The sequence below is a fragment of the Pelagivirga sediminicola genome, from assembly GCF_003072125.1.
Classification (GTDB): domain Bacteria; phylum Pseudomonadota; class Alphaproteobacteria; order Rhodobacterales; family Rhodobacteraceae; genus Roseovarius; species Roseovarius sediminicola.
In genome coordinates, this window is sequence record NZ_QCYH01000002.1 from 113,877 (window position 1) to 139,983 (window position 26,107).

Below are 26,107 nucleotides of genomic sequence, written 5' to 3' on the forward strand. Positions count from 1 at the left end.
GTCTCGGAGCGCTTACATGACTTTCAGCCTCGCCATCGTGGGGCGCCCCAATGTGGGCAAATCCACGCTGTTCAATCGCCTTGTGGGCAAGCGCCTTGCGCTGGTCGACGACCAGCCCGGCGTCACGCGCGATCTGCGCGAGGGCGCGGCGCGGCTGGGCGATCTGCGCTTTACCGTGATCGACACCGCGGGGCTGGAGGAAGCGACCGACGAATCGCTGCAGGGGCGCATGCGCAAACTGACCGAACGGGCGGTCGACATGGCCGATATCTGCCTCTTCATGATCGACGCGCGGACGGGCGTCACGCCCACTGACGAGGTCTTCGCCGACATCCTGCGCAAGCGGTCCAGGCATGTCATTCTGGCCGCGAACAAGGCCGAAGGCTCGGCCGCCGATGCCGGAGTGATCGAGGCGTATGGTCTGGGCCTGGGCGAGCCGATCCGCCTGTCGGCGGAACATGGCGAGGGGCTGAACGATCTTTATTCCGTGCTGATGCCGCTATCGGACGGGTTTGCCGAACGCGCCGCCGCCGATGCGCCCGATGTGGATGTCGCCGTTGACGAGGATGATCCCGACGCACCCCGCGTGCCGACCGCGTCAAAGCCGCTTCAGATTGCGGTGGTGGGGCGGCCCAATGCCGGAAAATCGACCCTTATCAACAAGATACTGGGCGAAGATCGCCTTCTGACCGGGCCCGAGGCCGGGATCACGCGCGATGCGATATCGCTGCAGATCGAATGGGACGGGCTGCACACGCGCATCTTTGACACCGCCGGCATGCGCAAGAAGGCCCGCGTTCAGGAAAAGCTGGAAAAGCTCAGCGTCGGCGACGGCCTGCGCGCGGTGAAATTCGCCGAGGTGGTGATCGTGCTTCTGGACGCCGCCATCCCGTTCGAGCAGCAGGACCTGCGCATCGCCGATCTGGCCGAGCGCGAGGGGCGCGCGGTGGTGATCGCGATCAACAAATGGGATCTGGAGCCTGAAAAGCAGCAGAAACTGCGCGACCTGCGCGAGGCGTTCGAGCGGCTTTTGCCGCAGCTGCGCGGCGCGCCGATGGTCACGGTTTCCGCAGTGACGGGCAAGGGGCTGGACCGGCTGCGCGCCGCGGTCGAGCAGGCGCATGACGTCTGGAACCGGCGCATCACGACCGCGCAGCTCAACCGCTGGCTGACCGGCATGCTGGAGCAGCATCCGCCCCCCGCCCCCGGCGGCAAGCGTATCAAGCTGCGCTACATGACGCAGGCGAAAACGCGCCCGCCCGGTTTCGTGGTGATGTGCAGCCATCCCGACAAGCTGCCCGAAAGCTATACGCGTTATCTGGTCAACGGCCTGCGCGTCGATTTCGACATGCCCGGCACGCCGATCCGCCTGCACATGCGCAGCCAGAACGACAAGAACCCCTACAAGGCCAGGAAAAAATCCGGCCCCTCCAGCCTGCGCAAGCATCTGGGCAAGGGATCGAAATAGCCGCTGGCGTCAGGGCATGGGCGGCGTCCGGCGCAGGTTCAGCACGGCCTGGGCGGCCAGCAGCGCGGCGCCCACGGCGGCCAGGATCAGCACCGAGGTTGCGCCGCTTTGCGCGTTCTGCACGCAGACCCCGATCAGCGCCCAGATGACGCCGATCGGATAGGCGATGGCGTCCGGCCGGATCCGCGCGATGGCGGCCGTCAGCGCCAGCGCGATCAGCAGCGCCAGCATCGCCGCCACGACGGGGTCCATCCCGCCATACCCTGCGGCCATCAGGCCCAGCGACACCGATGAGGCCGCCGTCAGCCACCCCGCGTAAAGCGCGACAGGCGCGCGGCCCAGCCACGCGTCGCTGCCGCCGCCGCGAGGCGCGCGGACAAGCGCCCAGATGGCAAAGCCCCACATTATCCAGATCAGCACCGTCGCCCAGACCGCGCTCGATTGCGCGACCGGCAGCCAGACGGCCCCGACCGCCAGCGTCAGGACCTGCGGCAGGCGCATCGCGGCCCAATTGGCATCATCGCGGCGCTTCCACAGCCCGTAGGCGGCTCCGAGGATGAGCCACAGATAGATCAGGCCCCAGATCGAAAAGGCATAGCCGGCCGGCTGAACCGGCGGCTCGATCTGCGGGATGGGGAACTGGTTGGCGTCGAACCCGCCAAATCCGGGCGCGAGCAGCGGCGACAGGGCAAAGGCGATGGCGGCGATCAGCACGAGGATGGGCATGGGGGCGTCTTTCACGTTTGGCAGGCTATGCCAAAGGGAAATAGCGCCCCCGCGCCGCAGTCAAGCGCGCGGCAGTCAGACCAGCTTGCCCTCGGCGCTCAGCAGGGATTTGCCGCCCAGATAGGGCTGCAGCGCCTCGGGCAAGCGCACGGCGCCATCCGCCTGCTGGCCGTTCTCCAGCACCGCGATCAGGCAGCGCCCGACCGCAAGGCCCGAGCCGTTCAGCGTGTGCACGAATTGCGGCTTGCCGCCGTCTGCCGGCTTGAACCGCGCATTCATGCGCCGGGCCTGAAAATCGCCGCAGACCGATACGGAGCTGATCTCGCGATAGGTATCCTGCCCGGGCAGCCACACCTCGATGTCATGGGTGCGCCGCGCGCCGAACCCCATGTCGCCGGTGCACAGCACGACCGTGCGGTAAGGCAGGCCCAGCTTTTCAAGGATGCCTTCGGCGCAGGCGGTCATGCGGTCCAGCTCGTCCCGGCTGGTGTCCGGGTGGGTGATGCTGACCATCTCGACCTTTTCGAACTGGTGCTGGCGCAGCATGCCCGACGTGTCGCGCCCCGCGCTGCCCGCTTCGGAGCGGAAGCACTGGGTATGCGCCACGTGACGGCGGGGCAGGGAGGATTGCTCGACCACCTCGCCGTTGACGAGGTTCGTCACCGGCACCTCGGCGGTCGGCACCAGCCACCAGCCATCGGTGGTCCGGTAGCTGTCCTCGCCGAATTTGGGCAGCTGCCCGGTGCCGATCATCATCTCCTCGCGCACCAGAACGGGCGTCCATGTCTCCAGCAGGCCGTTCTCATCGACGTGGGTGTCCAGCATGAACTGCGCCAGCGCGCGGTGGATGCGCGCGACCGCGCCCGACAGCACGACGAAGCGCGTGCCGCTCAGCTTGGCGCCCGCCTCGAAATCCATGCCGGGGATGACGCCCTCCAGCTGGTAATGTTCCTTGGGGGTGAAATCATGGGTGGCGGGCGTGCCCCAGCGGCGGATTTCCACGTTATCCGCCTCATCGGCGCCGTCCGGCACATCGTCCATCGGCAGGTTCGGCAGCTCCAGCAGCATGGCCGTCAGCTCGGCGTCCAGTGTCTTGGCCTCGGCGCTCATGGCCGCGATCTCGGCCTTCTTTTCGCTGACAAGGACGCGCAGGCGCTCGAATTCGGCGTCGTTCCCGGCGGCCTTGGCGGCGCCCACATCCTTGGAGGCCTTGTTCTGCTCGGCCTGCGCCGTCTCGGCGGCGGAGATGCGGGCGCGGCGCGCCTCGTCGAGGGCCAGGATGGCATCGGCTGCGGGCGCGCCGCCGCGCCGTGTCAGCGCGGCATCGAAGGCGGCAGGATTTTCGCGGATGGCGCGGATGTCATGCATGGGTCGGGTCCTCAGGGCGCAAGTGAATCGGATCTTCCTGCGCGTTATGCACCAGATTGCGCGCCGGGTGTAGAGCGCTCGCGCTCCGCCCAGCCGACCACAAGGCGCGCGGCCAATCCAAGACAGCCGAAACCCAGCACCAGCGGCACCACGGTGCCGTCGAACTGATGCCCGATGACAAAGGCAATCGGCAGCGCAATGAAGTTCGAGAGTGATCCGATCAGTGCCGCGCCCAGCCCGGCGATATGGCCCAAAGGCTCCATCGCGATCGCGTTCAGGTTGCCGAACAGGATGCCGGTGCAGAAGAACGCGGCCATCAGCCACAGCATGAACAGCGCCAGCGGCGGCGTGCCGTCCCAGGCGAAAACCGGGATCAGGAACGCAAAGGACAGCCCCGCCAGCCCCAGCAGCGCCAGCCGCGTCAGGTGCCGCATCCCCAGCCGCATCACCAGCAGCGAGTTGACCACCGACGCGCCGCCGATCGACAGCGCCGCCATGCCGAAATAAAGCGCAAAGAGCGCGCCGGTATCATAGGCGCCCTGAAAGATCTGCTGCGCGGTGCTCAGATAGCTGAGGAACACGCCGAAGATCAGCCCCAGCGCAATGGTGTTGCCCACGGCCACGCGGCTGGCCATGATCTCGCGCAGGCCCGCGCCGATGCTGCGCGCCGAGAAGGGGCGCCGCTCGTGCCGGGCGAGGGTTTCGGGCTGGCGCGCGGCGAACCATGCGCTTGCGCCGACCCCCAGCGCGATAAGCACCACGAAGGTGCCGCGCCAGTCGCTGGCCCAGATCACCAGCTGTCCCAGCGCCGGGGCGATGGTGGGCACAAGGATGAAAACGGCCATGACGATCGACATGATCCGCGCCATGGCCCGCCCCTCATAGCCGTCGCGCACCAGTGCCAGCGTCACGATGCGCGGCGCGGCGGCGCCAAAGCCCTGCAGCACGCGGCCCGCGATCATCACCTCCCAGCTGGACGCGAAAAGCGACATCAGGCAGCCGATGATAAAGACGACATAGCCCGCATAGATCACCGGCTTGCGCCCGAAGCTGTCCGACAGCGGCCCGGCCAGCGCCTGACCCACCGCAAAGCCCAGAAACAGCGACGAGACGATCAGCTGCACCGAGTTGGGATCATCCACGCCCAGATCATGACCCATGACATCGAGCGCGGGCAGCATGATGTCCGTGGCCAGCGCCGTGGTCGAGACCATGAGCGCCAGCAGGATGACGAATTCCGGGATCGGCAGGGTGGCGATGGGTTTGCGCATGATCGGGCCTTTCGCGGCAAGGCGCCGCCGTCCGGGCGCGGGTGCGTAGGGGAATGAAGGCCGCGCCATTGGGGTCTTGATCTGCGGCCTTACGCCTGCGCGCCGCTCAGGTCCAGCGCAATTCGGCGGGGCGGATTTCAAAGGCGACATGGTGATCGCCCCCCTTCAGCCCGCTGCGCGTGTGGTTGTGCAGCCTGCGCCAATAGGGCTGCACCGTCACCGCATCCTGCAGCACCAGCGCCTCCAGCCGGGCCATCAGCGCGCGGCGCGCGTCGATGTCGAGCGTGGCCAGCGCCTCGGCCAGCAGGGCGTCGAACTCGGAGTTGGACCAGCCGAATTCGTTCCAGGGCTCGCCGCTGCGATAGGCCAGCGCGTAGGTCTGCACGCCCAAGGGCCGGTGGCCCCAGTCGGTAGTGCTGAAGGGAAAGCTGTTCCAGCCCTCCCAATACCGCACGCCGGGCAGGATGGTGCGGCGCACACGAAGACCGGCATCCAGCATCAGTGCGGCGGCCGTGTCGGCGGTATTGCGGCGCCAGCTGTCGTCGATCGAGATCAGCTCGTGCTCGAACTCCAGCATGCCCGCCTGAATCATCAGCTGCCGGGCCTGCGCCGGGTCATAAAGCGGCGCGGGCATCGGCGCATATCCGGGGTTGAGCGGCGAGATGTGATGGTTCTGCGCCACCTCGCCGCGCCCGCCATGGCCTAGCTCCAGCAGGATGTCGTTGCTCATGGCCAGTTGCAGGGCGCGGCGAACGCGCGGATCGGCGTAGGGGCGGCGGCCCGCCACCTCGGCCTGCTGATTGGCGCGGATGGTGACCGTCGCGGCGGTGCCGATGCTGTGCGCGCTCCAGCCCTCCAGCGTGTCAAAAATGCCGATATAGCTGCCCTCGACCGAGTGGGTCATGTCGATCTCATCGGCCAGCGCGGCGGCATAGGCGCTGGCGGGATCGGTGCCCGTGTCGATGAACTCGATCCGCTCGATCCAGGCGCCGTTGCCGGCGTTCCACCATTCATGCGCCTCGTTGCGCACCAGCACGGCGCGCGCGCCCGGAATGAACGTCTCGGGCAGGTAGGGGCCGGTGCCGACCGGGTTTTCCAGCATCGTATCGGGATCAAAGCCGGACGGGACGATGGCGGCGGGATAATCGGCCATTCCCGCGATCAGCGAGATGTCCGGGCGCGGCAGGCGCAACGTGACGGTATGCGCGTCGGGCACCTCGATCGCGCCCTGCACGGCGCGCCCCGTCTCGGGGTCGATCAGCACGGCAAAGCGGGCGGCCATCGAATTGCCCGGCGCGGTGCGGTCGCACCACCGCTCGATATTGCGCGCCACATCGGCGGCGGTGAAGGGCGTGCCGTCATTCCACGTCACGCCGCGTCGCACGTTCAGCGTGTAATGCGCCGCATCCTCGCTGATCCGCCAGCCCTCCAGCAGCTGGGGCCGGAACGTGCCGTCATTTTCATAGCTGACCAGATATTCCAGCCAGCCGCGCGTGACATTCGCGGCCTGAAACCAGTCATAGCTGCGCGGATCGCCCAGCGCGCGCACCAGCATCTGGATGCGCACCGTGTCCGAGCGCATGGTGCCGGAGTGGCGGGTCAGTGCCTGATCGACCGGCCCGTCCGGCTCGGCCGCGCGGGCCGGGCGGGGCAGCCCCAGCAGGGCATAGGCCGCGGCGGCACTGACGCCGAACGCGCTGGCCTGCGCCAAAAATTCGCGGCGCGCGGGATCCTCGGCACCGCCCGGCGCCCCGCGCAATCGCGCCGCCTGTGCGCGCAGCCAGCGCGGCAGGGGGGCGCGGTCGGGGATGCGTCGGGTCATGGCGATCTCTCCGGCGGTGACGCTTGGGGCGCGTCGGGATTCGCGCCGTGCCTCATTTGTCCTGCAATGCGGCGCAGAAGGCAAATGGCGCGACGCTCAGGTCGCGCTTCCCTCGGGCGGCTCGGGCAGGCGGGGGGCGGTGAAGGGGGTATCGCCCAGCCCCTCGGCGGTTCGCGCGCGGGCGGTGCAGGCGCGGCCCTCCAGCCCGGCGCAGATCCGGGCGAGCGCGGGGGTCTGCGCCAGATCGAACCACGCGGTTTCGCCCAAAGGATAGAGCGCGCACCACCGCAGAAGCGGGCCGAGATAGAGGTCGATCGCGCCGATGTCGCCGCCCATGAACCAAGGGCCTGCCACTGCGCCGTCAAGCGACGCCAGATGGCGCGTGATCTCGCCGCGCATATGCCTGCGCAGGGCGGCGCCGTGGCCGGGGCAGTATTTCTCGGGGTAGAATGTCATCCGCAGGGCGGGATGCAGGGTGTTCGAGGTGAACATCAGCCATTTCAGGAAGGTGCCGCGGCCCTGCGCATCGGGCATTGGCGCCAGCGTTCCGGGGTGGCGGTCCGCCAGCCACAACAGGATCGCACCGGTCTCGAAAAGCGCGCCATCCGGCGTCTCCAGCGTCGGAATCAGCCCGTGAGGATTGAGCGCGCGGTAGGCCGGGCCCTCTTGCTGGCGCTGCGCGCGGTCGACCAGACGGGTGGTATAGGGCAGGCCCAGCTCCTCCAGCGCGAGGCGCACGATCAGCGAGGCGTTGTCGGGGGCGTAGTGAAAGATGAGCGTCATGGCGGGATCTTAGCGGTGCCGCCGCGCCCGGCTTGGCCGGTTGCGACGCGGCGCAGGCGAATTCCGCCTCTGCGCGCTCGCCCCCGCGCCTGCGGCGGCACCGCGCGACGGATCGCTGCCATTGCCTCTCGCACCTTGGCGCCATCTTGCCTATAAGGGCGCCAAACATCACGGAGTCGCTGCCATGACCGGAGAATTGTCACCCATCGACAAGGCCAAATTCGTCGCCGCCAAGCGTGCGGTCGATTATGTCGAGGACGGCATGCGCGTCGGCCTTGGCACGGGCAGCACCGCCGCCTGGATGGTCCGTTGCCTGGGCGAATTGGTGCGCGAGGACGGGCTGAAGATCCGCGGTGTGCCCACCTCCACCCGCACCGCCGATCTGGCGCGCGAGGTCGGCATCGAGGTCATCAGCCTTGACGAGGCGAAATGGCTGGACCTGACAATCGACGGCGCGGACGAATTCGACAGCGAGCTGAACCTGATCAAGGGGGGCGGCGGCGCTCTGCTGCAGGAGAAAATCGTCGCGACCGCCAGCGACCAGATGATCGTGATCGCGGACGCGGCCAAGGAAGTGGGCACGCTGGGCGCGTTTCCCCTGCCGGTGGAGGTGATCCCGTTCGGCTGGCAGACCACCCGCGCGCTGATCGAGGAAATGCTGATTTCCGTCGACGTGCTGCGCCGCGACGTGACGCTGCGCATGAATGGCGATCACCCTTATGTGACCGACGAGGGCAACCATATCCTTGATCTGCATGTGGACCGGATCGGCAACCCGCGCCAGTTGGCCATGGTGCTGAACCAGATGCCGGGCGTGGTGGAGAACGGGCTGTTCATCGATATCTGCGATGTCGTCATCATCGGACACGGCGACGGGCGTGTCGAAATCCGGGACATCAATGAGGGAACGGTGGAACGCGACAAGCTGGATTTCGTAGAGACCGACAATCTTTTCAATGACATGACGGACTGACCCGGCAAGGGTTGGCACAAAAGGCAGACAAGAGGCAGACATGACCTTCGACTATGATCTTTTCGTGATCGGCGCCGGCTCGGGCGGGGTGCGCGCGGCGCGCGTTGCGGCCGCCACCGGCGCGCGCGTGGCACTGGCCGAGGAGAGCCGCTATGGCGGAACCTGCGTCATCCGCGGCTGCGTGCCCAAGAAGCTGATGGTCTATGCCAGCGAATTTCCCGCCGAGATGCAGAACGCGCAGGCCTACGGCTGGACCGTGCATGCCGGCGGCTTCGACTGGCCCGCCTTTCGCGGCACGCTCAATGCCGAGCTGGACCGGCTGGAGGGCGTCTATCGCACCATGCTGAAGAACAGCGGCGTCGTGACCCATGACGCCCGCGCGCGTCTGGCCGATGCGCATACTGTCGAGCTGTCCACCGGCGAGCGGGTGACGGCCAAGCATATCCTGATCGCCGCCGGCGGCGCGCCGCTGCGCCCGGAATTGCCGGGGGCCGAGCATGCGCTGGTCAGTGACGACATTTTCGGGCTGGAGACACTGCCGCGCAGTATCCTCGTGGTCGGCGGCGGCTATATCGCGTGCGAATTTGCCTGTATCCTCAAGGGTCTGGGCGTTGCCGTGACGCAGTATTACCGCGGCGCGCAGATCCTGCGCGGCTTTGACGAAGAGGCGCGCGGCCTTGTGTCCGAGGAGATGATCGAAGGCGGGATTGACCTGAAGCTGGGCACCAACATCCTGAAGATTGCCGAAGAGAGTGGCGGATTTGTCGTCAAATCGACCCATGGCGATGAAAAGAAATTCGAACAGGTGTTCTTTGCCACCGGCAGGCGCCCGAATACGGGCGGTCTGGGGCTGGAGGATGTGGGCGTGCATCTGGGCCGCAACGGCCAGGTCGAGGTGAACGAGTATTCGCAAACCGCCGTGCCCTCGATCTATGCGATCGGCGACGTGACGGACCGGGTGAACCTCACGCCCGTTGCGATCCGCGAGGCGATGGCCTTTGTCGAGACGGTGTTCAAGGGCAATCCCAAGCCGGTGGATCACGACCTGATCCCGACGGCGATCTTCACTCAGCCCGAAATCGGCACCGTCGGCCTCAGCGAGGAAGCCGCGCGCGAGATCGAGCCGGTCGAGATCTACTGCACCTCGTTCCGCCCGATGAAGGAGGCGTTCGCTGGGCGCACCGCGCGGGTGCTGATGAAGCTTGTGGTCAGCCGCGAGACCCGCAAGGTTCTGGGGTGTCACATCGTCGCGCCGGGCGCGGGCGAGTTGATCCAGATGGTCGGCATCGCGGTCAAGATGGGCGCCACCAAGGAGGATTTCGACAGGGTTTGCGCGGTGCATCCCACCATGTCCGAGGAACTGGTGACAATGAAAACGCCGGTTCGCACGGCCTGAACGGAACAAGATCGGCCGGTGTGGGTTGAATTTCCCCCCCGGCCATACAGTTTATGAGAAGTCGCCGCAGCGTGCTGCGGCGGCAGGGACATTGAGAGGAAGTATATTCATGGCGGGACAGTCGGGCGGCCCATGGGGCGGCGGCGGTAACACCGGGGGCGGCTCGGGTGGCGACAAGGGCAGCGGCCCGAATGGCGGCGACAATGGCGGCGGGCGCAGGCCCGGCCCCGGCGGCCAGATGTCCGACATCGACGAGCTGGTCAAGCGCGGTCAGGATCAGCTGCGCGTGCTCATGGGCGGGCGCGGCGGACGCACCGGCGGCAATGGCGAAGGCCCCGGCGGCAGCGGCCCCGGCCTGACGCGCGGTCCGGTCATCCTCGGCCTTCTGGTGCTGGTGGGTGTGTGGCTTTTCTCAAGCGTCTATACCGTCAAGCCCGAAGAGCGCGCGGTCGAGCTGTTCCTCGGCGAATACCACCGCACCACCGGCTCGGGCCTGCATGTCGCGCCGTGGCCTCTGGTCAGCTATGAGAAGGTCGTCGTGACCTCCGAGCGCAACGAGGATATCGGCGTGGGCGAGCGCGGCAGCGAGGCCGGGCTGATGCTGACCGGGGACGAGAATATCGTCGACATCGATTTCCAGGTGGTCTGGAATATCAACGATCCCGCGATGTACCTGTTCAACCTGCGCGATCCGCGCGCGACCATTCGCGCCGTGTCCGAATCCGCCATGCGCGAGATCATCGCGCAATCCCAGCTGGCGCCGATCCTGAACCGCGACCGTGGCTCGATCGCGCAGCGGCTGGAGGATCTGATCCAGCTGACGCTGGACAGCTATGACAGCGGCGTGAACGTGATCCGCGTCAACTTTGACAAGGCCGATCCGCCGATGCAGGTGATCGACGCCTTCCGCGAGGTCCAGGCCGCCGAGCAGCAGCGCGACCGTCTGGAAAAGGAGGCGGACGCCTATGCCGCCCGCGTTCTGGCCGAGGCGCGCGGACAAGCGGCGCAGACGCTGGAGGAGGCCGAAGGATACCGCGCGCGCGTGGTGAACGAGGCCGAAGGTCAGGCCAGCCGCTTCAGCGCCGTTCTGGGCGAGTATCAAAAGGCGCCGGATGTGACGCGCACGCGTCTGTACATCCAGGCGATCGAGGAGGTTCTGGGGGACATGGACAAGGTCATCCTGGATCAGAACCAATCCGGCGGCGCCCAGGGCGTCGTGCCCTACCTGCCGCTCAATGAGCTGCGCAAGCCTTCGGAAGGTCAGTAATCATGCGTAAAACCGCTTTCATCCTGCCCGCCATCGTTGCCATCGTCGTCGTTGCGCTGCTCTCGATCTTCATCGTGGACGAGCGCGAGAAGGTGCTGGTGCTGCAATTCTCCAAGATCATCGACGTCAAGGAAGAGCCGGGGCTTGGCTTCAAGATCCCGTTCATCCAGCAGGTCGTGCGCTATGACGACCGGATCCTCAGCCGCGACATCGACCCGCTCGAAGTCACGCCGCTGGATGACCGCCGTCTGGTGGTGGACGCCTTTGCGCGCTACCGCATCTCGGATGTGCGCCGCTTCCGCGAGGCGGTGGGCGACGGGGGAATCCCGTTCGCCGAGAACCGTCTGGACTCGATCCTGCGGTCGCGGACCCGCGAAGTGCTGGGTTCGGTCAGCTCGAACGATATCCTCAGCTCGGACCGTGCCACGCTGATGCTGCGCATCCGCAACGCCGCGATTACCGAGGCGCGCGAGCTGGGCATCGAAGTGGTCGACGTGCGGCTCAAGCGCACCGATCTGCCCAGCCAGAACCTCGACGCCACCTTTGCCCGTATGCGTGCCGAGCGCGAGCGCGAGGCCGCGGACGAGATTGCCCGTGGTAACGAGGCCGCGCAGCGCGTGCGTGCGCAGGCCAACCGGACGCAGGTGGAGCTGGAATCCGACGCGTTGCGCCAGGCGGAAATCACCCGAGGCGAGGCCGACGCGCGCAGCAACGCGATCTTCAACGATGCCTTCGGCGCGGACGAGGAATTCTTTGAATTCTATCGCTCGCTGGACGCCTACCGCGCCGCATTGCGCGGCAGCAATTCGTCGATCGTGATGTCACCCGATAGCGATTTCTTCAAGTACTTCAATGCCATGGGCGACAGTTCAGGGGCGACCCCCGCAACCGGCGCCGAGGCGCAGGATGACGCGGCTCCAGCCGATGACGCGGAAGCCGGCGCGGACCAGCCGGGCAGCGATGCGCCTGAGCAGGACGCCCAGAGCGAGGGCGAAGCGCCGGACAGCGGCGACACCGAGGGCGCCGAAACCGAAGGCGCCGAAGATGACGCATCCGAAGATGCCGCGCCCGAAGATGCCGCGCAAAGCGACGCAGGCGCCGCCGCACAGGACGAGACCGCGGCGACGGGCGCCGCGGCGCAGTAATGCTTGCGGTCGGCGCTCTTGCCTTCGGGCTGGTGCTGATCGTCGAGGGGCTGGTCTATGCGCTGGCCCCTCGCATCGTCGAGGACATGCTCGCCGCGCTGCGCGCCCTGCCGGTCGAGACGCGCCGCATGCTGGGTCTGGGGGCGCTTGGTGTGGGCGTCCTGCTGGTCTGGCTGGGCAAGACATTGGGCGCATGACGCGCGTCGTCACCATCGCGTGACAGATGCTGCAATCATTTGCACGCGCCCCGCGTTTGCGTAGATTGCTTTCAGGTGCCCGGACCTGCGCGTCGGTCCGCCACCAGTAGATTTCGTAGCGAGGAGAACCGCCAGTGAGACATGCAACCCGAACGGCAACCATCCAGCGGCCCCGCGCAGTCAAGGCGCTGGCGCTGACGCTGCTGACCGCCGCGCTGATGATCGCGCAGGTGATCGCGGCCCACGCGCGGCCCGAGAGCTTTGCCGATCTGGCGCAGAAAATCAGCCCGGCGGTGGTCAATATCACCACCTCGACCACGGTCGCACAGGGCACCGGCCCGCTGCCGATGGTTCCCGAGGGATCGCCCTTCGAGGATTTCTTTCGCCAGTTCCGGGATCGCGGCGATGGCGGCGATCGCCCGCGCCGATCCTCGGCGCTGGGGTCCGGCTTCGTGATCTCGGAGGACGGTTATATCGTCACCAACAATCACGTCATAGAATCGGCCGATGAGATCATCATCGAGTTCTACGAGGGCGGCGAGCTGGAGGCCAAGGTGATCGGCACCGACCCCAAGACCGATATCGCCCTGCTCAAGGTCGAGGCGGACGTGCCGCTGCCCTTCGTCAGCTTCGGCGACAGCGATCTGGCGCGCGTGGGCGATTGGGTGATGGCGATGGGCAACCCGCTGGGGCAGGGGTTCTCGGTCAGCGCGGGCATCGTATCGGCCCGCAATCGTGCGCTTTCGGGCACCTATGACGACTACATCCAGACCGATGCGGCCATCAACCGCGGCAATTCCGGCGGCCCGCTGTTCGACATGGACGGCCGGGTCGTGGGGGTCAACACGGCGATCCTCAGCCCCAATGGCGGCTCCATCGGGATCGGCTTTTCGATGGCATCCAACGTGGTCAAGCGCGTGGTCGATCAGCTGCAGGAATTCGGCGAGACGCGCCGCGGCTGGCTGGGCGTGCGCATCCAGGACGTGACCGAGGACGTGGCCGAGGCCATGGGGCTGGAGACGGCCACCGGCGCGCTGGTCACGGACGTGCCGACCGGGCCCGCGGCCGCCGCGGGGATGATGGCCGGCGACGTGATCACGTCCTTCGACGGGGTGAAAGTGGCCGACACCCGCGAACTGGTCCGCCAGGTGGGCGGCACCGAAGTGGGCAAATCCGTGCGCGTGATCGTCTTTCGCGATGGCGGGACCAAGACGCTGAAGGTGACGCTTGGCCGCCGCGAGGAGGCCGAGGGGCTGGAGGATGGCGGCGCGCTGCCCGGCGATGGCCCCGGACTTTCGCCCGAACCGCAGACGCTCATGGGCCTGACGCTCAGCCCGCTGGATGACGAGCTGCGCGAGCAGCTGGAGCTGCCCGGCACTTTCGAGGGGCTGGTCGTGCGCGATATCGACCCGATGTCGGAGGCCTATGAAAAGGGCCTGCGCGCGGGCGATGTCATCACCGAGGCGGGCCAGCAGAAACTGACCTCCATGGCGGATCTGGAGGACCGGATCGCCGACGCGCGCGATGCGGGGCGCAAATCCCTGTTGCTGCTGGTGCGCTCGGCGGGGCAGCCGCGCTTTGTCGCGCTGTCGCTGGCCGAGGAGTGACCTCTCTGCACGGGTAAGACCCATGCGCGCGCATCTGCAGGAAGCGGTCCGACGGGCCGCTTCCTTGCGTTTGCGCAGGTGTTTTCGGCGCCGCCATGTCGCTGAATTGGTTTAGTTGCGCGCGATTGGTTGCGAAAAGGCGCCCTGTGTTGCTACATTCCTCCCTTGATGGTGGCGCACCGCAAGGTCGCCTGTCGTCGCGCGAGCCGGATGGCAAGGCATGCCCTGCCTCCGATACAGACCAAGGACAGCGGCGGTGCCGCTTCAGTCCGTGACACGAGGGACAGGACAGATCGGGGCGCGCCGCGCTCTGCCGGTGCGGCCCCTCCAACAAGATAGGACACCTTATGGCCGATACATCAGGCGACCAGGGAATTCCGCCACCAGAGGGCGACGCCGACATCATCCAGACCGATTACGAGATCGGCCAGGACAACGTCACGGCCTCCATCGGGCCATTCGGGCTCGATTTTCACAATCCGGTCTTTGCGATGGCCGGGATTTCGATCATGGCCTTCGTGTTCTTCGCCCTCGCGCTGCCAGATCAGGCAGAGGCGATGTTCGAATGGCTCTTTACCTTCGTCACGACCACCTTCGACTGGTTTTTCCTGAGTGCGGCCAACATCTTTGTGCTGTTCTGCCTCTTTTTGATCGTCAGCCCCTATGGCTCGATCCGGCTGGGCGGGTCCGATGCGACGCCCGATTTCAGCTATACCGGCTGGTTCGCGATGCTGTTCGCGGCGGGCATGGGCATCGGGCTGATGTTCTTCGGCGTGTCAGAGCCGATGACGCATTTCTCCACCGCGCTGGGCGGCACGGCGATGGAGGACGGCGTGCGCACCGACTGGTCGCCCCTTGGCGCGGCGGGCGGCGATCCGGCGGCGGCAACGCGGCTGGGCATGGCGGCGACGATCTTTCACTGGGGGCTTCACCCTTGGGCGATCTACGCGGTCGTGGCGCTGGCGCTGGCGCTGTTCAGCTATAACAAGGGCCTGCCCCTGACGCTGCGCAGCGCGTTCTATCCCATCTTCGGCGAGCGTGTCTGGGGCTGGACCGGCCATATCATCGACACGCTGGCGGTCTTTGCCACGCTTTTCGGGCTTGCCACATCGCTGGGCTTCGGGGCCGAGCAGGCGGCGTCGGGTCTGACCTATCTTTTCGGGTCGGGCAATGCGGACGAGGGCACGCGCGCCCTGCTGGGGATCACCTATGGCAATACCGAGGAAAGCGGTGTCGCCGATTCCAGTCTGCTGCTGGTGCTGCTGATTTCCGGCATCACCGCGATCGCGCTGATTTCGGTGGTGCGCGGCCTCGATGGCGGGGTCAAGGTTCTGTCCGAGATCAACATGGGCCTTGCCGGCCTTCTGCTGGTCTTCACGCTGATCGTTGGCGGGCCGATCTTTTTGCTCACCTTCTTTGCCGACAGCCTCTGGGCCTATCTGCAGAACCTGATTCCGCTGAGCAATCCGTTCGGGCGCGAAGACACCAACTTCGTGCAGGGCTGGACGGCGTTCTACTGGGCCTGGTGGATCAGCTGGTCACCCTTCGTGGGCATGTTCATCGCCCGCGTCAGCCGGGGCCGGTCGGTGCGCGAGTTCCTGATCTGCGTGCTGCTGATCCCCAGCCTCGTCTGCGTGCTGTGGATGAGCGTCTTTGGCGGCACGGCGATCAGCCAGGTGGTCAATGACGGCTATACCGCCGCGCAGGATGCGGCGCTGGAGCTGAAGCTGTTCAACATGCTGGAGGCGCTGCCCTTGGCGACCATCACGTCGATGATCGGTATCATCCTGGTCATCGTGTTCTTCGTCACCTCGTCCGACTCGGGCAGTCTGGTGATCGACACGATCACGGCGGGCGGCAAGGTGGATGCGCCGGTCACCCAGCGCGTGTTCTGGGCCATCTTCGAGGGCGCGGTCGCGATCGTGCTGCTGATCGGCGGCGGCCTTGGGGCGCTGCAATCGGCGGTGATTTCCACGGGGCTGCCGTTCACGCTGGTGCTGCTGGTCATGTGCTGGGCGATCTTCAAGGGATTGCAGTCAGAACGGTCGTAAATCCCGCTGAAAACAGACCCATGAGGCCCCCGGAAGCTTGCGCGACCGGGGGCTTTGCTGTTTCCTGCCTTCAGCGGTCAAGGGAGGGCGGCGATGAGCACCACATTGGATCTGGATTTCGTGCGCGGTCAGTTTCCCGCCTTTGCCGAGCCGGCCCTTCAGGGGCAGGCGTTTTTCGAGAATGCCGGCGGCTCCTATGCCTGCGCGCCGGTCATCGACCGGCTGACGCGGTTCTATCACCAGCGCAAGGTGCAGCCCTATGCCCCGTACGAGGCGTCGCGCCTCGGCGGCGCCGAGATGGACGAGGCGCGCGCGCGTCTTGCCGCTATGATGGGGGTCGAGACGGACGAGCTGAGCTTTGGTCCCTCGACCACGCAGAATACCTATGTTCTGGCCCGCGCCTTTGCCCAGTGGATGCGCGCGGGCGATGCGATCATCGTCACCAACCAGGACCACGAGGCCAATACCGGCCCCTGGCGGCGGCTGGAGGCCGAGGGATTCGAGATCCGCGAGTGGCAGATCGACCCCGACACCGGCCATCTGAAGCTTGAGGACCTGGAGGATCTGCTGGACGAGCGGGTGCGCCTCGTGTGCTTTCCGCACTGCTCGAACGTGGTGGGCGAGGTCAACCCGGTCGTGGATATCACCGCGCTGGCCCATGCCGCGGGCGCGTTCGTCTGCGTCGACGGGGTCAGCTATGCGCCTCACGGGCTGCCCGATATCGGCGCGATGGGGCCTGATATCTATCTATTCTCGGCCTACAAGACCTACGGGCCGCATCAGGGCATCATGACCATCCGGCGCGAGCTGGGCATGCAACTGCCCAATCAGGCGCATTTCTTCAACGAAGGCAGCCTTTACAAGCGGTTCACCCCCGCCGGGCCGGACCATGCGCAGGTGGCGGCCTGCGCGGGCATGGCCGATTATATCGACGCGCTGGCCGCGCATCACGGGCTGGAGGGGGACGCAGCCGCCCGTGCGGGGGGCGTGCATGACATGATGCGCGCGCATGAAGAGACGCTGCTGGCGCCGCTGCTGGACTATGTGCGGTCGCGCAACTCCGTGCGTCTGCTGGGGCCGGAGACGGCGGCGGGCCGCGCGCCCACGGTGGCGCTGCGCGTCGACCGCCCCGGCGAGGAGGTGGCGCGCGATCTGGGCGCGCATGGCATCATGGCGGGCGGCGGCGATTTCTATGCGGTGCGGCCCCTGCGCGCGATGGGCGTCGATCCCGCGCATGGGGTGCTGCGGCTCAGCTTCGTGCACTACACCAGCCGCGCCGAGATCGACCAGTTGCTGAGCGCGCTTGACGATGTTCTTTGATCCGGCCCGCGGCGCGCTATGTCACTTGCGGACATACCCGGCCCAGAGTGAGACATGAGCGACAATAAACCGACCCTTCTTTGGCTCAGGCGCGATCTGCGGCTGTCCGATCACCCGGCGCTTTGTGCCGCGCTGGACCAAGGCGCGCCCGTGATCCCCGTATTCATCCTCGATGACTGCGCCGAGGCGCTGGGCGCTGCGCCGAAATGGCGGCTGGGCCTTGCGCTGGAGCATTTCGCGCAGGTGCTGGAGGCCAGGGGCAGCCGCCTGATCCTGCGCCGGGGCGATGCGCTGGACGTGCTGCGCGATCTGGTGCGCGAGACGGGGGCAGGGGCGGTGCATTGGTCGCGGCTTTATGATCCGGCGGCGATCGCCCGCGACAAGGCGGTGAAATCCGCGCTCAAGGAGGATGGCATCGACGCGCAGAGCCATGCGGGCCACCTTTTGTTCGAGCCTTGGACCGTCGAGACGAAAGAGGGCGGGTATTACAAGGTCTACTCGCCCATGTGGCGCGCGGTGAAAGATCGCGACGTGGCCGCACCGCTGCCCGCGCCAAAGGATCTGAGGGCGCCCGAGGCATGGCCCGCCAGCGACGATCTGGCCGATTGGCGCATGGGCGCCGCGATGAACCGGGGCGCCGAAGTTTGCCTGCCCTACCAGCAGGTTGGCGAGGAGGCGGCGCAGGAGCGGCTGGCATGGTTCACTCGCGAAAGCATCGACCGCTACAAGACGCGCCGCGATCTGCCCGGCATCGACGGCACCTCCAACCTGTCCGAGAACCTCGCCCTTGGCGAGATCAGCCCGGCGCAATGCTGGCACGCAGGGCTGCGCGCGCTGCACGAGGGTGCAGGCGGCGCCGAGACATGGATCAAGGAGCTGGTCTGGCGCGAGTTTGCCTATCACCTGATCTATCACACACCGCAGATCGCCACGCGTAACTGGCGCGAGAAATGGGACGATTTCCCGTGGAACGAGGATGGCAGCACAGCCGAGGTCACCGCATGGAAACAGGGACGCACCGGCGTGCCCTTCGTCGATGCGGCGATGCGCGAGATGTATGTCACCGGCCGGATGCACAACCGCGCGCGGATGATCGTCGCCAGCTACCTGACCAAGCATCTGATGACACATTGGCGTGTCGGGCAGGCATGGTTCGATGATTGCCTGACCGATTGGGACATCGCATCGAACGCGATGGGCTGGCAGTGGGCGGCAGGCTCGGGCCCGGATGCGTCGCCCTATTTTCGCATCTTCAACCCCGAAACGCAGCTGGAAAAATTCGATCCCGACGGAAACTTTGTGCGCGCATGGATCGCCGAAGGCTATGACACCCCCAGCGACACGGCGCTCAGCTATTTCGACGCCATTCCGCGCAGCTGGGGCTTGTCGGCGACTGACAGCTATCCCCGCCCGGCACTGGAGCTGAGCGAGGGGCGCGAGCGTGCGCTGAATGCCTATCAGGAGCGGTCTTTCTGATGAGGGGCGAGATACAATTGCCGGTGCATGTGCCCGGCCAAGAAACGGAACAAACCCGGATGATCCTGACTTCGACGGACGGCCAGAAAAACCTGCCACGATATTTCGCGCGCGTTTTCGAAAAAACCCGCAACATCAACCGGGGGCGGCTGGATTTCGTGCTGCCCGACGGGCGCGTCTTTCGCGCCGAGGGCCCCAATCCCGGCCCGGTGGGCGAGGTGCATCTGCACAACACCGATGTCTTTGCCCGCCTGATCCGCGAGGGGGATCTGGGCTTTTGCGACGCCTATCTCGACGGCTGGTGGAGCAGCCCGGATCTTCAGGCGCTGATGGATTTCATCTGCACCGATAACGAGGACGTCTATGACGGCTTTCCCGGCATGTCCCTCGTGCGCGCGTTCGAGCGTGTGCGCCATTGGCTGCGCAGCAATTCCAAGGGGCAGGCGCGCAAGAACATCAGCTATCACTATGATCTGGGCAACGAATTCTACCGGCTCTGGCTGGATGAGACGATGACCTATTCCAGTGCCCTCTTCGAGACCGGGCAGGAAAGCATGGAAAAGGCGCAGACAGCCAAATACGCCTCGATGGTGGATCGCATGGGCGTGAAGGCGGGGGACCACGTGCTGGAGATCGGCTGCGGCTGGGGCGGCTTTGCGGAATATGCCGCCAGTCAGCGCGGGCTGAAGGTGACGGGCCTAACCATCAGCCGCGAGCAGCTGAGCTTTGCGCAGCAGCGTATTGAAAACGCGGGACTTTCCGGGCTGGTGGACTTCAAGTTGCAGGATTATCGCGACGAGCGCGGCACTTATGACGGCATTGCCAGTATCGAGATGTTCGAGGCTGTCGGCCAGCAATACTGGCCCACTTATTTCAACACCGTGCGTGACCGGCTGCATCCCGGCCGGCGCGCGACGCTGCAGATCATCACCATCAGTGATGCGCGTTGGGACGTCTACCGGCGGGGCGTGGATTTTATCCAGAAATACATCTTTCCGGGCGGCATGCTGCCCAGCCCCGGTGCGCTGCGCGCCGAGGTCGAGCGCGCGGGCCTGACCATTGCCGGGTCCATGGAGTTTGGCGAAAGCTACAGCCAGACCTTGCGCCGCTGGCATGACCGGTTCAACGATCAATGGGACGCGGTGGCCGACATGGGCTTTGACGAGCGGTTCCGGCGGATGTGGAATTTCTATCTCACCTCTTGCGCCGGATCGTTTCACGCAGGAAACTGCGACGTAACGCAGATCACCATCGCCAAGCCCGGATAAGCCATGCCAAAGACACGCACCCTTCCCACCGCCGCGCGTCTTGTGGCGGCAATCGCGCTGGGCGCTCTGGGCTGGCTGGCCTCTGAGATGGTGCGCCCGTTGATGCCGCCGCAGACGGCCTTCGGGTGGTTCAACTATGTCAATCTGGCGCTCGGCGTGCTTTGCGGCTGGTTCGTGATCGGCAGCCGCGCCGGGCGCGGCTATGGCGAGGCATTGGCAAACGGGCTGACGGGCGTTCTGGCGCTGATCATCTGGGGGTTTTTCGTCCAGAGCTTCAACCTGATGCTCAAGCAGTCGATGGAGGGCAAGTTCGACGGCCCGGTCGAGGCGATCGTCGGGATTTTCAACAATGCCATCGACTATGCGCAATACCTGATTGACCCGGCGCTGATCGGAACGCTGCTGGTGGGGGGGATGATCTGCGGGCTTCTGGCTGAAATGGCCGCGCGGCGCTGGACGTGACGCGATGAGCGCGGCGTTTTTCTATGGCGCCCTGCGCGACCCGGGGCTGCGGGACATCGTTCTGGGACCGGGCGCTCGCGGCGCGCGGATGCAGCCCGCCGTTTTGCCCGATCATGCCGTGACATGGGCCGACGGCGATGCTCTCATCACCGCGCAGGCGGGCGCCGAGGCGGAGGGCGTGCTGGCGGAAGGTCTGGACCCGCAGGCGGTGCTGCGGCTTGAGTTCTACGCGGGCGGATGCGGCCATAGTTTCTCGCAAGATGTGCAGGTGAGCGCGGCCGGCGCCCCGCATGGCGCGCGCATCTGGTGCGCGCCAGCAGAGCGCAATGCGCAGGGCACGCCGTTCGATCTGGCCGCGTGGCAGGCGGGGCACGGCGCGCTTGCACGCATCGCCGCGACCGAGGCGATGGAGTATTTCGGCACGTGCAGCGCGCAGGTTCTGGCGGCGCGCATGCCGATGATCCGGGCGCGTGCGGCCTCCCGGCTGGCGGCGACGGCGGTGCCGGCCGCGTTGCGCAGCGATACCGGCGCGGACGCGGTCGAGGCGGTCCGCACCGAGATCCTGCATGCCGGGTTCTACCGCGTGGAGGCACGCGAGCTGCGCCATCCCACCTTCGGCGGCGGGATGAGCGACACGCTGCGCCGCGAGATATTCATCGCCACCGACGCCGCGCTGGTGCTGCCCTATGATCCGGCCCGCGACCGTGTGCTTCTGGTCGAGCAGTTCCGCATCGGCCCCTACGGGCGCGGCGATCCGCGCCCCTGGATGCTGGAGCCCGTGGCGGGCCGCGTCGATCTCGGCGAGACGCCCGAGGAGGCCGCGCACCGCGAATGCGCCGAAGAGGCGGGGCTGACGCTGGCGCGGCTGGAAAAGATCGGCGGATATTACTGCACCCCCGGATATTCGACGGAATACTTTCACAATTTCGTGGGCATTGCGGAGCTGCCGAACGATCTGCCGCGTTATGGCGGGCTGGACAGCGAGGCCGAGGATATCCGCCTGCATGTGCTGGACTTCGCCGCCGCCATGGACCTGATCGACACGGGCGAGGCCGATGACGGCCCGCTGATCCTGTCGCTGCTGTGGCTGGCCCGGCACCGCGAGCGTCTGCGCGCTGCGGCTTGAGTTGGCGCGCCATCGGGCCTAAGTATCAGGCCACGTTTTCAACGCTGGAAAGGACGCGCCATGCGCATTGCTCAGGATCTGGCCGACATGATCGGCAACACCCCCATGATCAAGCTGCGCCGCGCCAGCGAAGAGACGGGATGCACCATTCTGGGCAAGGCGGAATTCCTCAATCCCGGCCAGTCGGTCAAGGACCGCGCGGCGCTTTATATTATCCGCGACGCGGTCAAGCGCGGCGCGCTGAAGCCCGGCGGCACCATCGTGGAGGGCACCGCCGGCAACACGGGCATCGGCCTTGCGCTCGTCGGCGCGTCGATGGGCTTCAAGACCGTGATCGTCATCCCCGAGACGCAGAGCGAAGAGAAAAAGGACATGCTGCGCCTTGCGGGCGCCGAGCTGGTGCAGGTGCCCGCCGCGCCCTACAGCAACCCCAACAACTTCGTGCGCTATTCCGAGCGTCTGGCCAATGAGCTGGCCAAGACAGAGCCGAACGGCGCCATCTGGGCCAACCAGTTCGACAATACCGCCAACCGGCAGGCCCATATCGAGACGACCGGCCCCGAGATGTGGGAGCAGACCGGCGGCAAGCTGGACGGCTTTTGCTGTGCCGTCGGATCGGGCGGCACGCTGGCGGGCGTCGGCATGGCGCTGCAACCCAAGGGCGTGAAGGTGGCGATTGCCGATCCGATGGGCGCCAAGCTCTATTCCTATTACACCACCGGCGAGCTGGAGTCCGAGGGCAGCTCGATCGCCGAGGGCATCGGTCAGGCGCGCATCACCGCCAACCTCGAAGGGTTCACGCCCGATCATGCCTACCAGATCACCGATGAGGAGGCGCTGCCGATCGTGTTCGATCTGCTGCATCACGAGGGGTTGTGCATGGGCGCCTCGACCGGTGTGAACGTGGCGGGCGCGATCCGGCTGGCGCGCGAGATGGGGCCGGGCCACACCATCGCGACGATCCTGTGCGACTATGGCTCGCGCTATCAATCCAAGCTGTTCAACCCCGAATTCCTGCGTGAAAAGGGGCTGCCCGTGCCCGAATGGATGCAGGACGCGCCGCGCTCGATCCCGGGCGTGTTCGAGGAATGATGGCACTTCTTCGCGGTCTTCTTCTGGCGCTGACGCTGGCGATGTTGCCGGTTTCGGCGGCGATGGTGTCCCTTGCCCCCACGCCCGCCGAGGCGCAGCAACCGCCCGCGGCACCCGATTACGACAGGTGGGATACCATCGCCCAGCGGGCCACGAGCGCGATTGAAAACCAGCGCGCGTCGACGTCCGCGTTCGAGGATCTGCGCGATCAGCTGGCCGAATGGCGCAGCGTGTTTGCCAATGCCCAGGGCCTCAACAGCAACGCCATCGCCACGCTTGAGGCGCAGCTCAAGGCGCTGGGGCCTGCGCCCGCCGACGGCGAGGCAACCGAGGCGCCTGAAATTGCAAGTCAACGCAAGGCGCTGCGGGATCAGCTGGCTGAATTGCGCGCCCCGGTCAAGCAGGCCGAGCTGGCCTACAGCAAGGCCGACGAGATGATAAAGTCGGTTGACCGCATCATCCGCGACCGCATGTCCGAAGAGCTGCTGGAGCGCGGTCCGTCTCCGCTCAACCCGGCGCATTGGATGGCGGGCGTCAATGCGGTTGCCAATACCTTCAACAAAGTGCGCAGCGAAATCGCCGACGGCGCGGGCAGCGTGTCGCAGCGCGGGGATCTGATGTCCAAGTTGCCGCTGGCGCTGCTGCTTGCGGCGCTCGGCCTGGTTCTGCTGGTGCGCGGACGCTTCTGGGCCGAGTTGCTGGTGCGCATCGTGCGCCCCAAGTCGGCCACGTCCGGGCGCTGGATCGTGGGTTTCCTGATCTCTCTGGGCGAAGTGATCTTTCCCTTTGTCGGACTGCTGATGATCATCAAGGCGTTCGATGTCGGCGGGCTGGTCTCGTCGCAAAATTCGGATCTGCTGAAGGTTCTGCAAACCACGGTTCTGATTTTCCTCGTCACGCGCTGGACGGCGATGCGCAGTTTCCCGCGCCAGGACGAGGACCGTCTGCCGCTGGCGCTTGAGCCGGAGGACCGCCGCGCAGGGCGGTTCTATGGCGGATCGCTCGGCGTCGTCATGGCGGCGATCCATCTGATCCACAACGTCGCGAACATCAACGGCTGGACCATCGAGGCGCGCGTCGTCGTCGTCTTTCCGGTCATGCTGCTGGCCGCCTTTGTCCTGATCCGGCTGGCGCGCCTTCTGGATCGGCATACACACGCCACCACCGAGCCCGAAGAGGACGAAAGCGATGAGCCCGGCACGAACGGCTATCGCAAACAACTGGTCCGGCTGCTGTCAAAGCTTCTGGTGCTGGTGGCCGTCGTCGCGCCAACGCTGGCGGCAATCGGCTACTACAAGGCCGCGATCAACCTTCTGACGCCATCGATCCTGTCGCTTATCCTGATGGCGGTGCTGATGATCCTGCAGGGCGTGATCCGCGAGCTCTATACCCTTGCCGCGCGCGAGCGCGAGGGCGCGGGAGAAGACCTGGTGCCGATGCTGGCCGGGTTCGTGATGGTGCTGCTGTCGCTGCCGCTGTTTGCGCTGATATGGGGTGCCCGCGTCGCGGATCTGAGCGAGCTTTGGGTGAATTTTCGGCGCGGCATCACCGTTGGCGATCTGACGCTATCCCCGACGATCTTCCTGACGCTGGCGATCGTTTTCGCCATCGGCTTTCTCGTCACGCGGGTGATTCAGGGCACGCTCAAGAACTCGCTCCTGCCGAAAACGCGGATCGACACCGGCGGGCGCGACGCGATCGTATCGGGCGTCGGCTATATCGGGATCTTCCTTGCCGCGCTGATCGCCGTCACCAGCGCCGGGATCGACCTGAGCAGCCTCGCCATCGTCGCCGGTGCGCTGTCCGTCGGTATCGGTTTCGGCCTGCAGAACATCGTGTCGAACTTCGTGTCCGGCATCATCCTGCTGATCGAGCGCCCCATCAGCCAGGGCGACTGGATCGAGGTGAACGGCCAGCATGGCACGGTGCGCGAAATCTCGGTCCGCTCCACCCGGATCGAGACGTTCGACCGCTCGGATCTGATCATTCCCAACGCCGATCTGGTCAGCGGAACCGTGACGAACTACACCAAGGGCAGCACGGTTGGCCGTCTCGTCATCAAGGTCGGCGTGGCCTATGGCACCGACACCCGCTGGGTCGAGGGCATTCTGCGCGAGATCGCCCGCGCCCATCCCATGGTCCTGATGAACCCCGAGCCAAGCATCATCTTCTCTGGGATCGGCACGGAATCCTTTGACTTTCAGGTCCGGCTGATCCTGCGCGACATCAATTTCGTGATGAACGTGACTTCCGACATCAACCACGAGATCGCCGAGCGCTTTGCCAAGGAAGGGATCGAAATGCCCTATCAGCAGCGCGATATCTGGCTGCGCAATCCCGAAACGCTGACCGGTGCGACGCGCGGCGGCCGCAGGGCGGATGAAAAGGACGGCGGGCAGGATGATGCGCCGCCCGTCTATCCGCCGCAGCGCATGGACGATGCCGACGGCGATGGCGGGGCAGGGGACGCGGACCGATGAGCGCGCCGCTTTTCCTTGAGGATCCCTATCTGTCCGACGCGCCCGGCCGGGTGGCGGCCCACACGGCCGAGGGCGGTGTCGTGCTGGGCGCGTCGATCTTCTATCCCACCGGGGGCGGCCAACCGGGCGACAGCGGCCGGATCTCCTGGGCGGGCGGCGCGATGGAGGTTGCCACCACGCTGAAGGGCGAGGACGGCGCGATCGTTCTGCTTCCCGCCGCGCCCCAGGCTCTGCCGCCCGTCGGCACCGCCGTCGAGCAGCATCTGGACTGGCCCCGCCGCCACCGCCTGATGCGGATGCACACGGCGCTGCACCTTCTGTCGGTCGTGATTCCGCTTCCCGTCGCGGGCGGCGCGGTGGGCGAGGCCCGCAGCCGTCTGGATTTCGACATGCCCGAAGCGCCCAGCGACCGCGATACGCTGGAGGCGCTGCTGAACCGGATGGTGGACGACGATATGCCCGTCACTGAAACCTGGATCACCGATGCCGAGCTGGCGGCGAACCCCGGTCTCGTCAAGACGATGTCGGTCGCCCCGCCGCGCGGCGCGGGCAGGATCCGGCTGATCCGGATCGGCAGCGGCGATGACATGGTCGATCTTCAGCCCTGCGGCGGCACGCATGTGGCCCGCACCGGCGAGATCGGCCGCCTCGCGCTGGGCAAGATCGAAAAGAAGGGCAGGCAGAACCGACGCGTCTATCTGCATCTGGACGACTGAAGCGCTGCCGATCCGTTTGGGGGATTGGCTGGCCGAAGTTCGGCGGGGAATGTTTTGGCGCGAGGATGTCGCCAGGAGGGCATTATCCGCTTG

The 26,107-nt window shown here is 66.3% G+C and carries 21 protein-coding genes; 16 read left to right on the forward strand and 5 right to left on the reverse strand.

The window, feature by feature from the left end:
• The first annotated feature begins 16 nt into the window (after positions 1–16).
• The gene (gene der / locus DC366_RS04175) at positions 17–1,468 is read left to right on the forward strand and encodes a ribosome biogenesis GTPase Der (protein ID WP_108690962.1); all 1,452 of its coding nucleotides are present in this window, start codon (positions 17–19) and stop codon (positions 1,466–1,468) included.
• 9 nt (positions 1,469–1,477) lie between these two features.
• Here the strand turns inward: der and DC366_RS04180 are convergent, their stop codons facing one another.
• The 5 genes from DC366_RS04180 to DC366_RS04200 form a co-directional block, all read right to left on the reverse strand.
• Entirely contained in the window at positions 1,478–2,194 is a 717-nt protein-coding gene (locus DC366_RS04180; RefSeq protein ID WP_108690963.1) for a TspO-related membrane protein, read from the reverse strand.
• A 75-nt stretch (positions 2,195–2,269) separates the two neighbouring features.
• Complete coding sequence (serS, locus tag DC366_RS04185; RefSeq protein WP_108690964.1) at positions 2,270–3,562, reverse strand: serine--tRNA ligase; 1,293 nt, start codon at positions 3,560–3,562, stop codon at positions 2,270–2,272.
• A gap of 44 nt (positions 3,563–3,606) precedes the next feature.
• The gene (locus DC366_RS04190) at positions 3,607–4,833 is read right to left on the reverse strand and encodes a multidrug effflux MFS transporter (protein WP_108690965.1); all 1,227 of its coding nucleotides are present in this window, start codon (positions 4,831–4,833) and stop codon (positions 3,607–3,609) included.
• 106 nt (positions 4,834–4,939) lie between these two features.
• Positions 4,940–6,655 carry an ABC transporter substrate-binding protein gene (locus tag DC366_RS04195; protein WP_108690966.1) on the reverse strand — a complete coding sequence of 572 codons (1,716 nt, stop codon included), beginning with the start codon at positions 6,653–6,655 and terminating at the stop codon, positions 4,940–4,942.
• Between the two features lie 96 nt (positions 6,656–6,751).
• A complete protein-coding gene (locus tag DC366_RS04200) occupies positions 6,752–7,438 on the reverse strand; it encodes a glutathione S-transferase family protein (RefSeq protein WP_108690967.1) in 687 nt (228 codons plus the stop codon).
• 184 nt (positions 7,439–7,622) lie between these two features.
• Here DC366_RS04200 and rpiA point away from each other — a divergent pair, with 184 nt between their 5' ends.
• From rpiA to DC366_RS04275, 15 genes are all read left to right on the forward strand, one after another.
• Positions 7,623–8,411 carry a ribose-5-phosphate isomerase RpiA gene (gene rpiA / locus DC366_RS04205; protein ID WP_108690968.1) on the forward strand — a complete coding sequence of 263 codons (789 nt, stop codon included), beginning with the start codon at positions 7,623–7,625 and terminating at the stop codon, positions 8,409–8,411.
• 40 nt (positions 8,412–8,451) lie between these two features.
• A complete protein-coding gene (gor, locus tag DC366_RS04210) occupies positions 8,452–9,807 on the forward strand; it encodes a glutathione-disulfide reductase (RefSeq protein WP_108690969.1) in 1,356 nt (451 codons plus the stop codon).
• A 109-nt stretch (positions 9,808–9,916) separates the two neighbouring features.
• Complete coding sequence (gene hflK, locus DC366_RS04215; protein ID WP_108690970.1) at positions 9,917–11,074, forward strand: FtsH protease activity modulator HflK; 1,158 nt, start codon at positions 9,917–9,919, stop codon at positions 11,072–11,074.
• 2 nt (positions 11,075–11,076) lie between these two features.
• Complete coding sequence (hflC, locus tag DC366_RS04220) at positions 11,077–12,219, forward strand: protease modulator HflC (protein WP_108690971.1); 1,143 nt, start codon at positions 11,077–11,079, stop codon at positions 12,217–12,219.
• Positions 12,219–12,416 carry a DUF2065 domain-containing protein gene (locus DC366_RS04225; protein WP_108690972.1) on the forward strand — a complete coding sequence of 66 codons (198 nt, stop codon included), beginning with the start codon at positions 12,219–12,221 and terminating at the stop codon, positions 12,414–12,416. Before hflC ends, DC366_RS04225 begins: the two co-directional genes overlap by 1 nt.
• 218 nt (positions 12,417–12,634) lie before the next feature.
• Complete coding sequence (locus DC366_RS04230) at positions 12,635–14,023, forward strand: Do family serine endopeptidase (RefSeq protein ID WP_108691333.1); 1,389 nt, start codon at positions 12,635–12,637, stop codon at positions 14,021–14,023.
• A 347-nt stretch (positions 14,024–14,370) separates the two neighbouring features.
• Positions 14,371–16,074 (forward strand): BCCT family transporter, encoded by a 1,704-nt coding sequence (locus tag DC366_RS04235; protein WP_108690973.1) that lies wholly within the window; start codon positions 14,371–14,373, stop codon positions 16,072–16,074.
• A 93-nt stretch (positions 16,075–16,167) separates the two neighbouring features.
• Entirely contained in the window at positions 16,168–17,394 is a 1,227-nt protein-coding gene (locus DC366_RS04240; protein ID WP_108690974.1) for an aminotransferase class V-fold PLP-dependent enzyme, read from the forward strand.
• A gap of 54 nt (positions 17,395–17,448) precedes the next feature.
• Entirely contained in the window at positions 17,449–18,870 is a 1,422-nt protein-coding gene (locus tag DC366_RS04245) for a cryptochrome/photolyase family protein (RefSeq protein ID WP_108690975.1), read from the forward strand.
• Between the two features lie 59 nt (positions 18,871–18,929).
• A complete protein-coding gene (locus DC366_RS04250; protein WP_108691334.1) occupies positions 18,930–20,138 on the forward strand; it encodes an SAM-dependent methyltransferase in 1,209 nt (402 codons plus the stop codon).
• Positions 20,139–20,141: 3 nt separating this feature from the next.
• A complete protein-coding gene (locus DC366_RS04255) occupies positions 20,142–20,600 on the forward strand; it encodes a TrgA family protein (RefSeq protein WP_108690976.1) in 459 nt (152 codons plus the stop codon).
• Between the two features lie 4 nt (positions 20,601–20,604).
• Positions 20,605–21,726, forward strand: a complete 1,122-nt coding sequence (locus DC366_RS04260; RefSeq protein WP_108690977.1) for an NUDIX domain-containing protein — start codon at positions 20,605–20,607, stop codon at positions 21,724–21,726.
• A 60-nt stretch (positions 21,727–21,786) separates the two neighbouring features.
• The gene (locus DC366_RS04265; protein WP_108690978.1) at positions 21,787–22,818 is read left to right on the forward strand and encodes a cysteine synthase A; all 1,032 of its coding nucleotides are present in this window, start codon (positions 21,787–21,789) and stop codon (positions 22,816–22,818) included.
• Entirely contained in the window at positions 22,815–25,298 is a 2,484-nt protein-coding gene (locus DC366_RS04270) for a DUF3772 domain-containing protein (protein ID WP_165802841.1), read from the forward strand. The genes DC366_RS04265 and DC366_RS04270 overlap by 4 nt, the downstream gene beginning before the upstream one ends.
• Positions 25,295–26,014 (forward strand): alanyl-tRNA editing protein, encoded by a 720-nt coding sequence (locus tag DC366_RS04275; protein WP_108690980.1) that lies wholly within the window; start codon positions 25,295–25,297, stop codon positions 26,012–26,014. Before DC366_RS04270 ends, DC366_RS04275 begins: the two co-directional genes overlap by 4 nt.
• The last annotated feature ends 93 nt before the right edge of the window (positions 26,015–26,107 follow it).

Coding starts and splice junctions, on each gene's coding strand:
- DC366_RS04180 (WP_108690963.1), bottom strand. CDS start 2,194: ATGCCCATCCTCGTGCTGATCGCCGCCATCGCCTTTGCCCTGTCGCCG.
- DC366_RS04265 (WP_108690978.1), top strand. CDS start 21,787: ATGCGCATTGCTCAGGATCTGGCCGACATGATCGGCAACACCCCCATG.
- DC366_RS04225 (WP_108690972.1), top strand. CDS start 12,219: ATGCTTGCGGTCGGCGCTCTTGCCTTCGGGCTGGTGCTGATCGTCGAG.
- der (WP_108690962.1), top strand. CDS start 17: ATGACTTTCAGCCTCGCCATCGTGGGGCGCCCCAATGTGGGCAAATCC.
- hflC (WP_108690971.1), top strand. CDS start 11,077: ATGCGTAAAACCGCTTTCATCCTGCCCGCCATCGTTGCCATCGTCGTC.
- DC366_RS04235 (WP_108690973.1), top strand. CDS start 14,371: ATGGCCGATACATCAGGCGACCAGGGAATTCCGCCACCAGAGGGCGAC.
- DC366_RS04230 (WP_108691333.1), top strand. CDS start 12,635: ATGATCGCGCAGGTGATCGCGGCCCACGCGCGGCCCGAGAGCTTTGCC.
- DC366_RS04260 (WP_108690977.1), top strand. CDS start 20,605: ATGAGCGCGGCGTTTTTCTATGGCGCCCTGCGCGACCCGGGGCTGCGG.
- DC366_RS04270 (WP_165802841.1), top strand. CDS start 22,815: ATGATGGCACTTCTTCGCGGTCTTCTTCTGGCGCTGACGCTGGCGATG.
- DC366_RS04195 (WP_108690966.1), bottom strand. CDS start 6,655: ATGACCCGACGCATCCCCGACCGCGCCCCCCTGCCGCGCTGGCTGCGC.
- DC366_RS04200 (WP_108690967.1), bottom strand. CDS start 7,438: ATGACGCTCATCTTTCACTACGCCCCCGACAACGCCTCGCTGATCGTG.
- DC366_RS04275 (WP_108690980.1), top strand. CDS start 25,295: ATGAGCGCGCCGCTTTTCCTTGAGGATCCCTATCTGTCCGACGCGCCC.
- DC366_RS04240 (WP_108690974.1), top strand. CDS start 16,168: ATGAGCACCACATTGGATCTGGATTTCGTGCGCGGTCAGTTTCCCGCC.
- gor (WP_108690969.1), top strand. CDS start 8,452: ATGACCTTCGACTATGATCTTTTCGTGATCGGCGCCGGCTCGGGCGGG.
- DC366_RS04255 (WP_108690976.1), top strand. CDS start 20,142: ATGCCAAAGACACGCACCCTTCCCACCGCCGCGCGTCTTGTGGCGGCA.
- serS (WP_108690964.1), bottom strand. CDS start 3,562: ATGCATGACATCCGCGCCATCCGCGAAAATCCTGCCGCCTTCGATGCC.
- hflK (WP_108690970.1), top strand. CDS start 9,917: ATGGCGGGACAGTCGGGCGGCCCATGGGGCGGCGGCGGTAACACCGGG.
- DC366_RS04190 (WP_108690965.1), bottom strand. CDS start 4,833: ATGCGCAAACCCATCGCCACCCTGCCGATCCCGGAATTCGTCATCCTG.
- rpiA (WP_108690968.1), top strand. CDS start 7,623: ATGACCGGAGAATTGTCACCCATCGACAAGGCCAAATTCGTCGCCGCC.
- DC366_RS04245 (WP_108690975.1), top strand. CDS start 17,449: ATGAGCGACAATAAACCGACCCTTCTTTGGCTCAGGCGCGATCTGCGG.
- DC366_RS04250 (WP_108691334.1), top strand. CDS start 18,930: ATGATCCTGACTTCGACGGACGGCCAGAAAAACCTGCCACGATATTTC.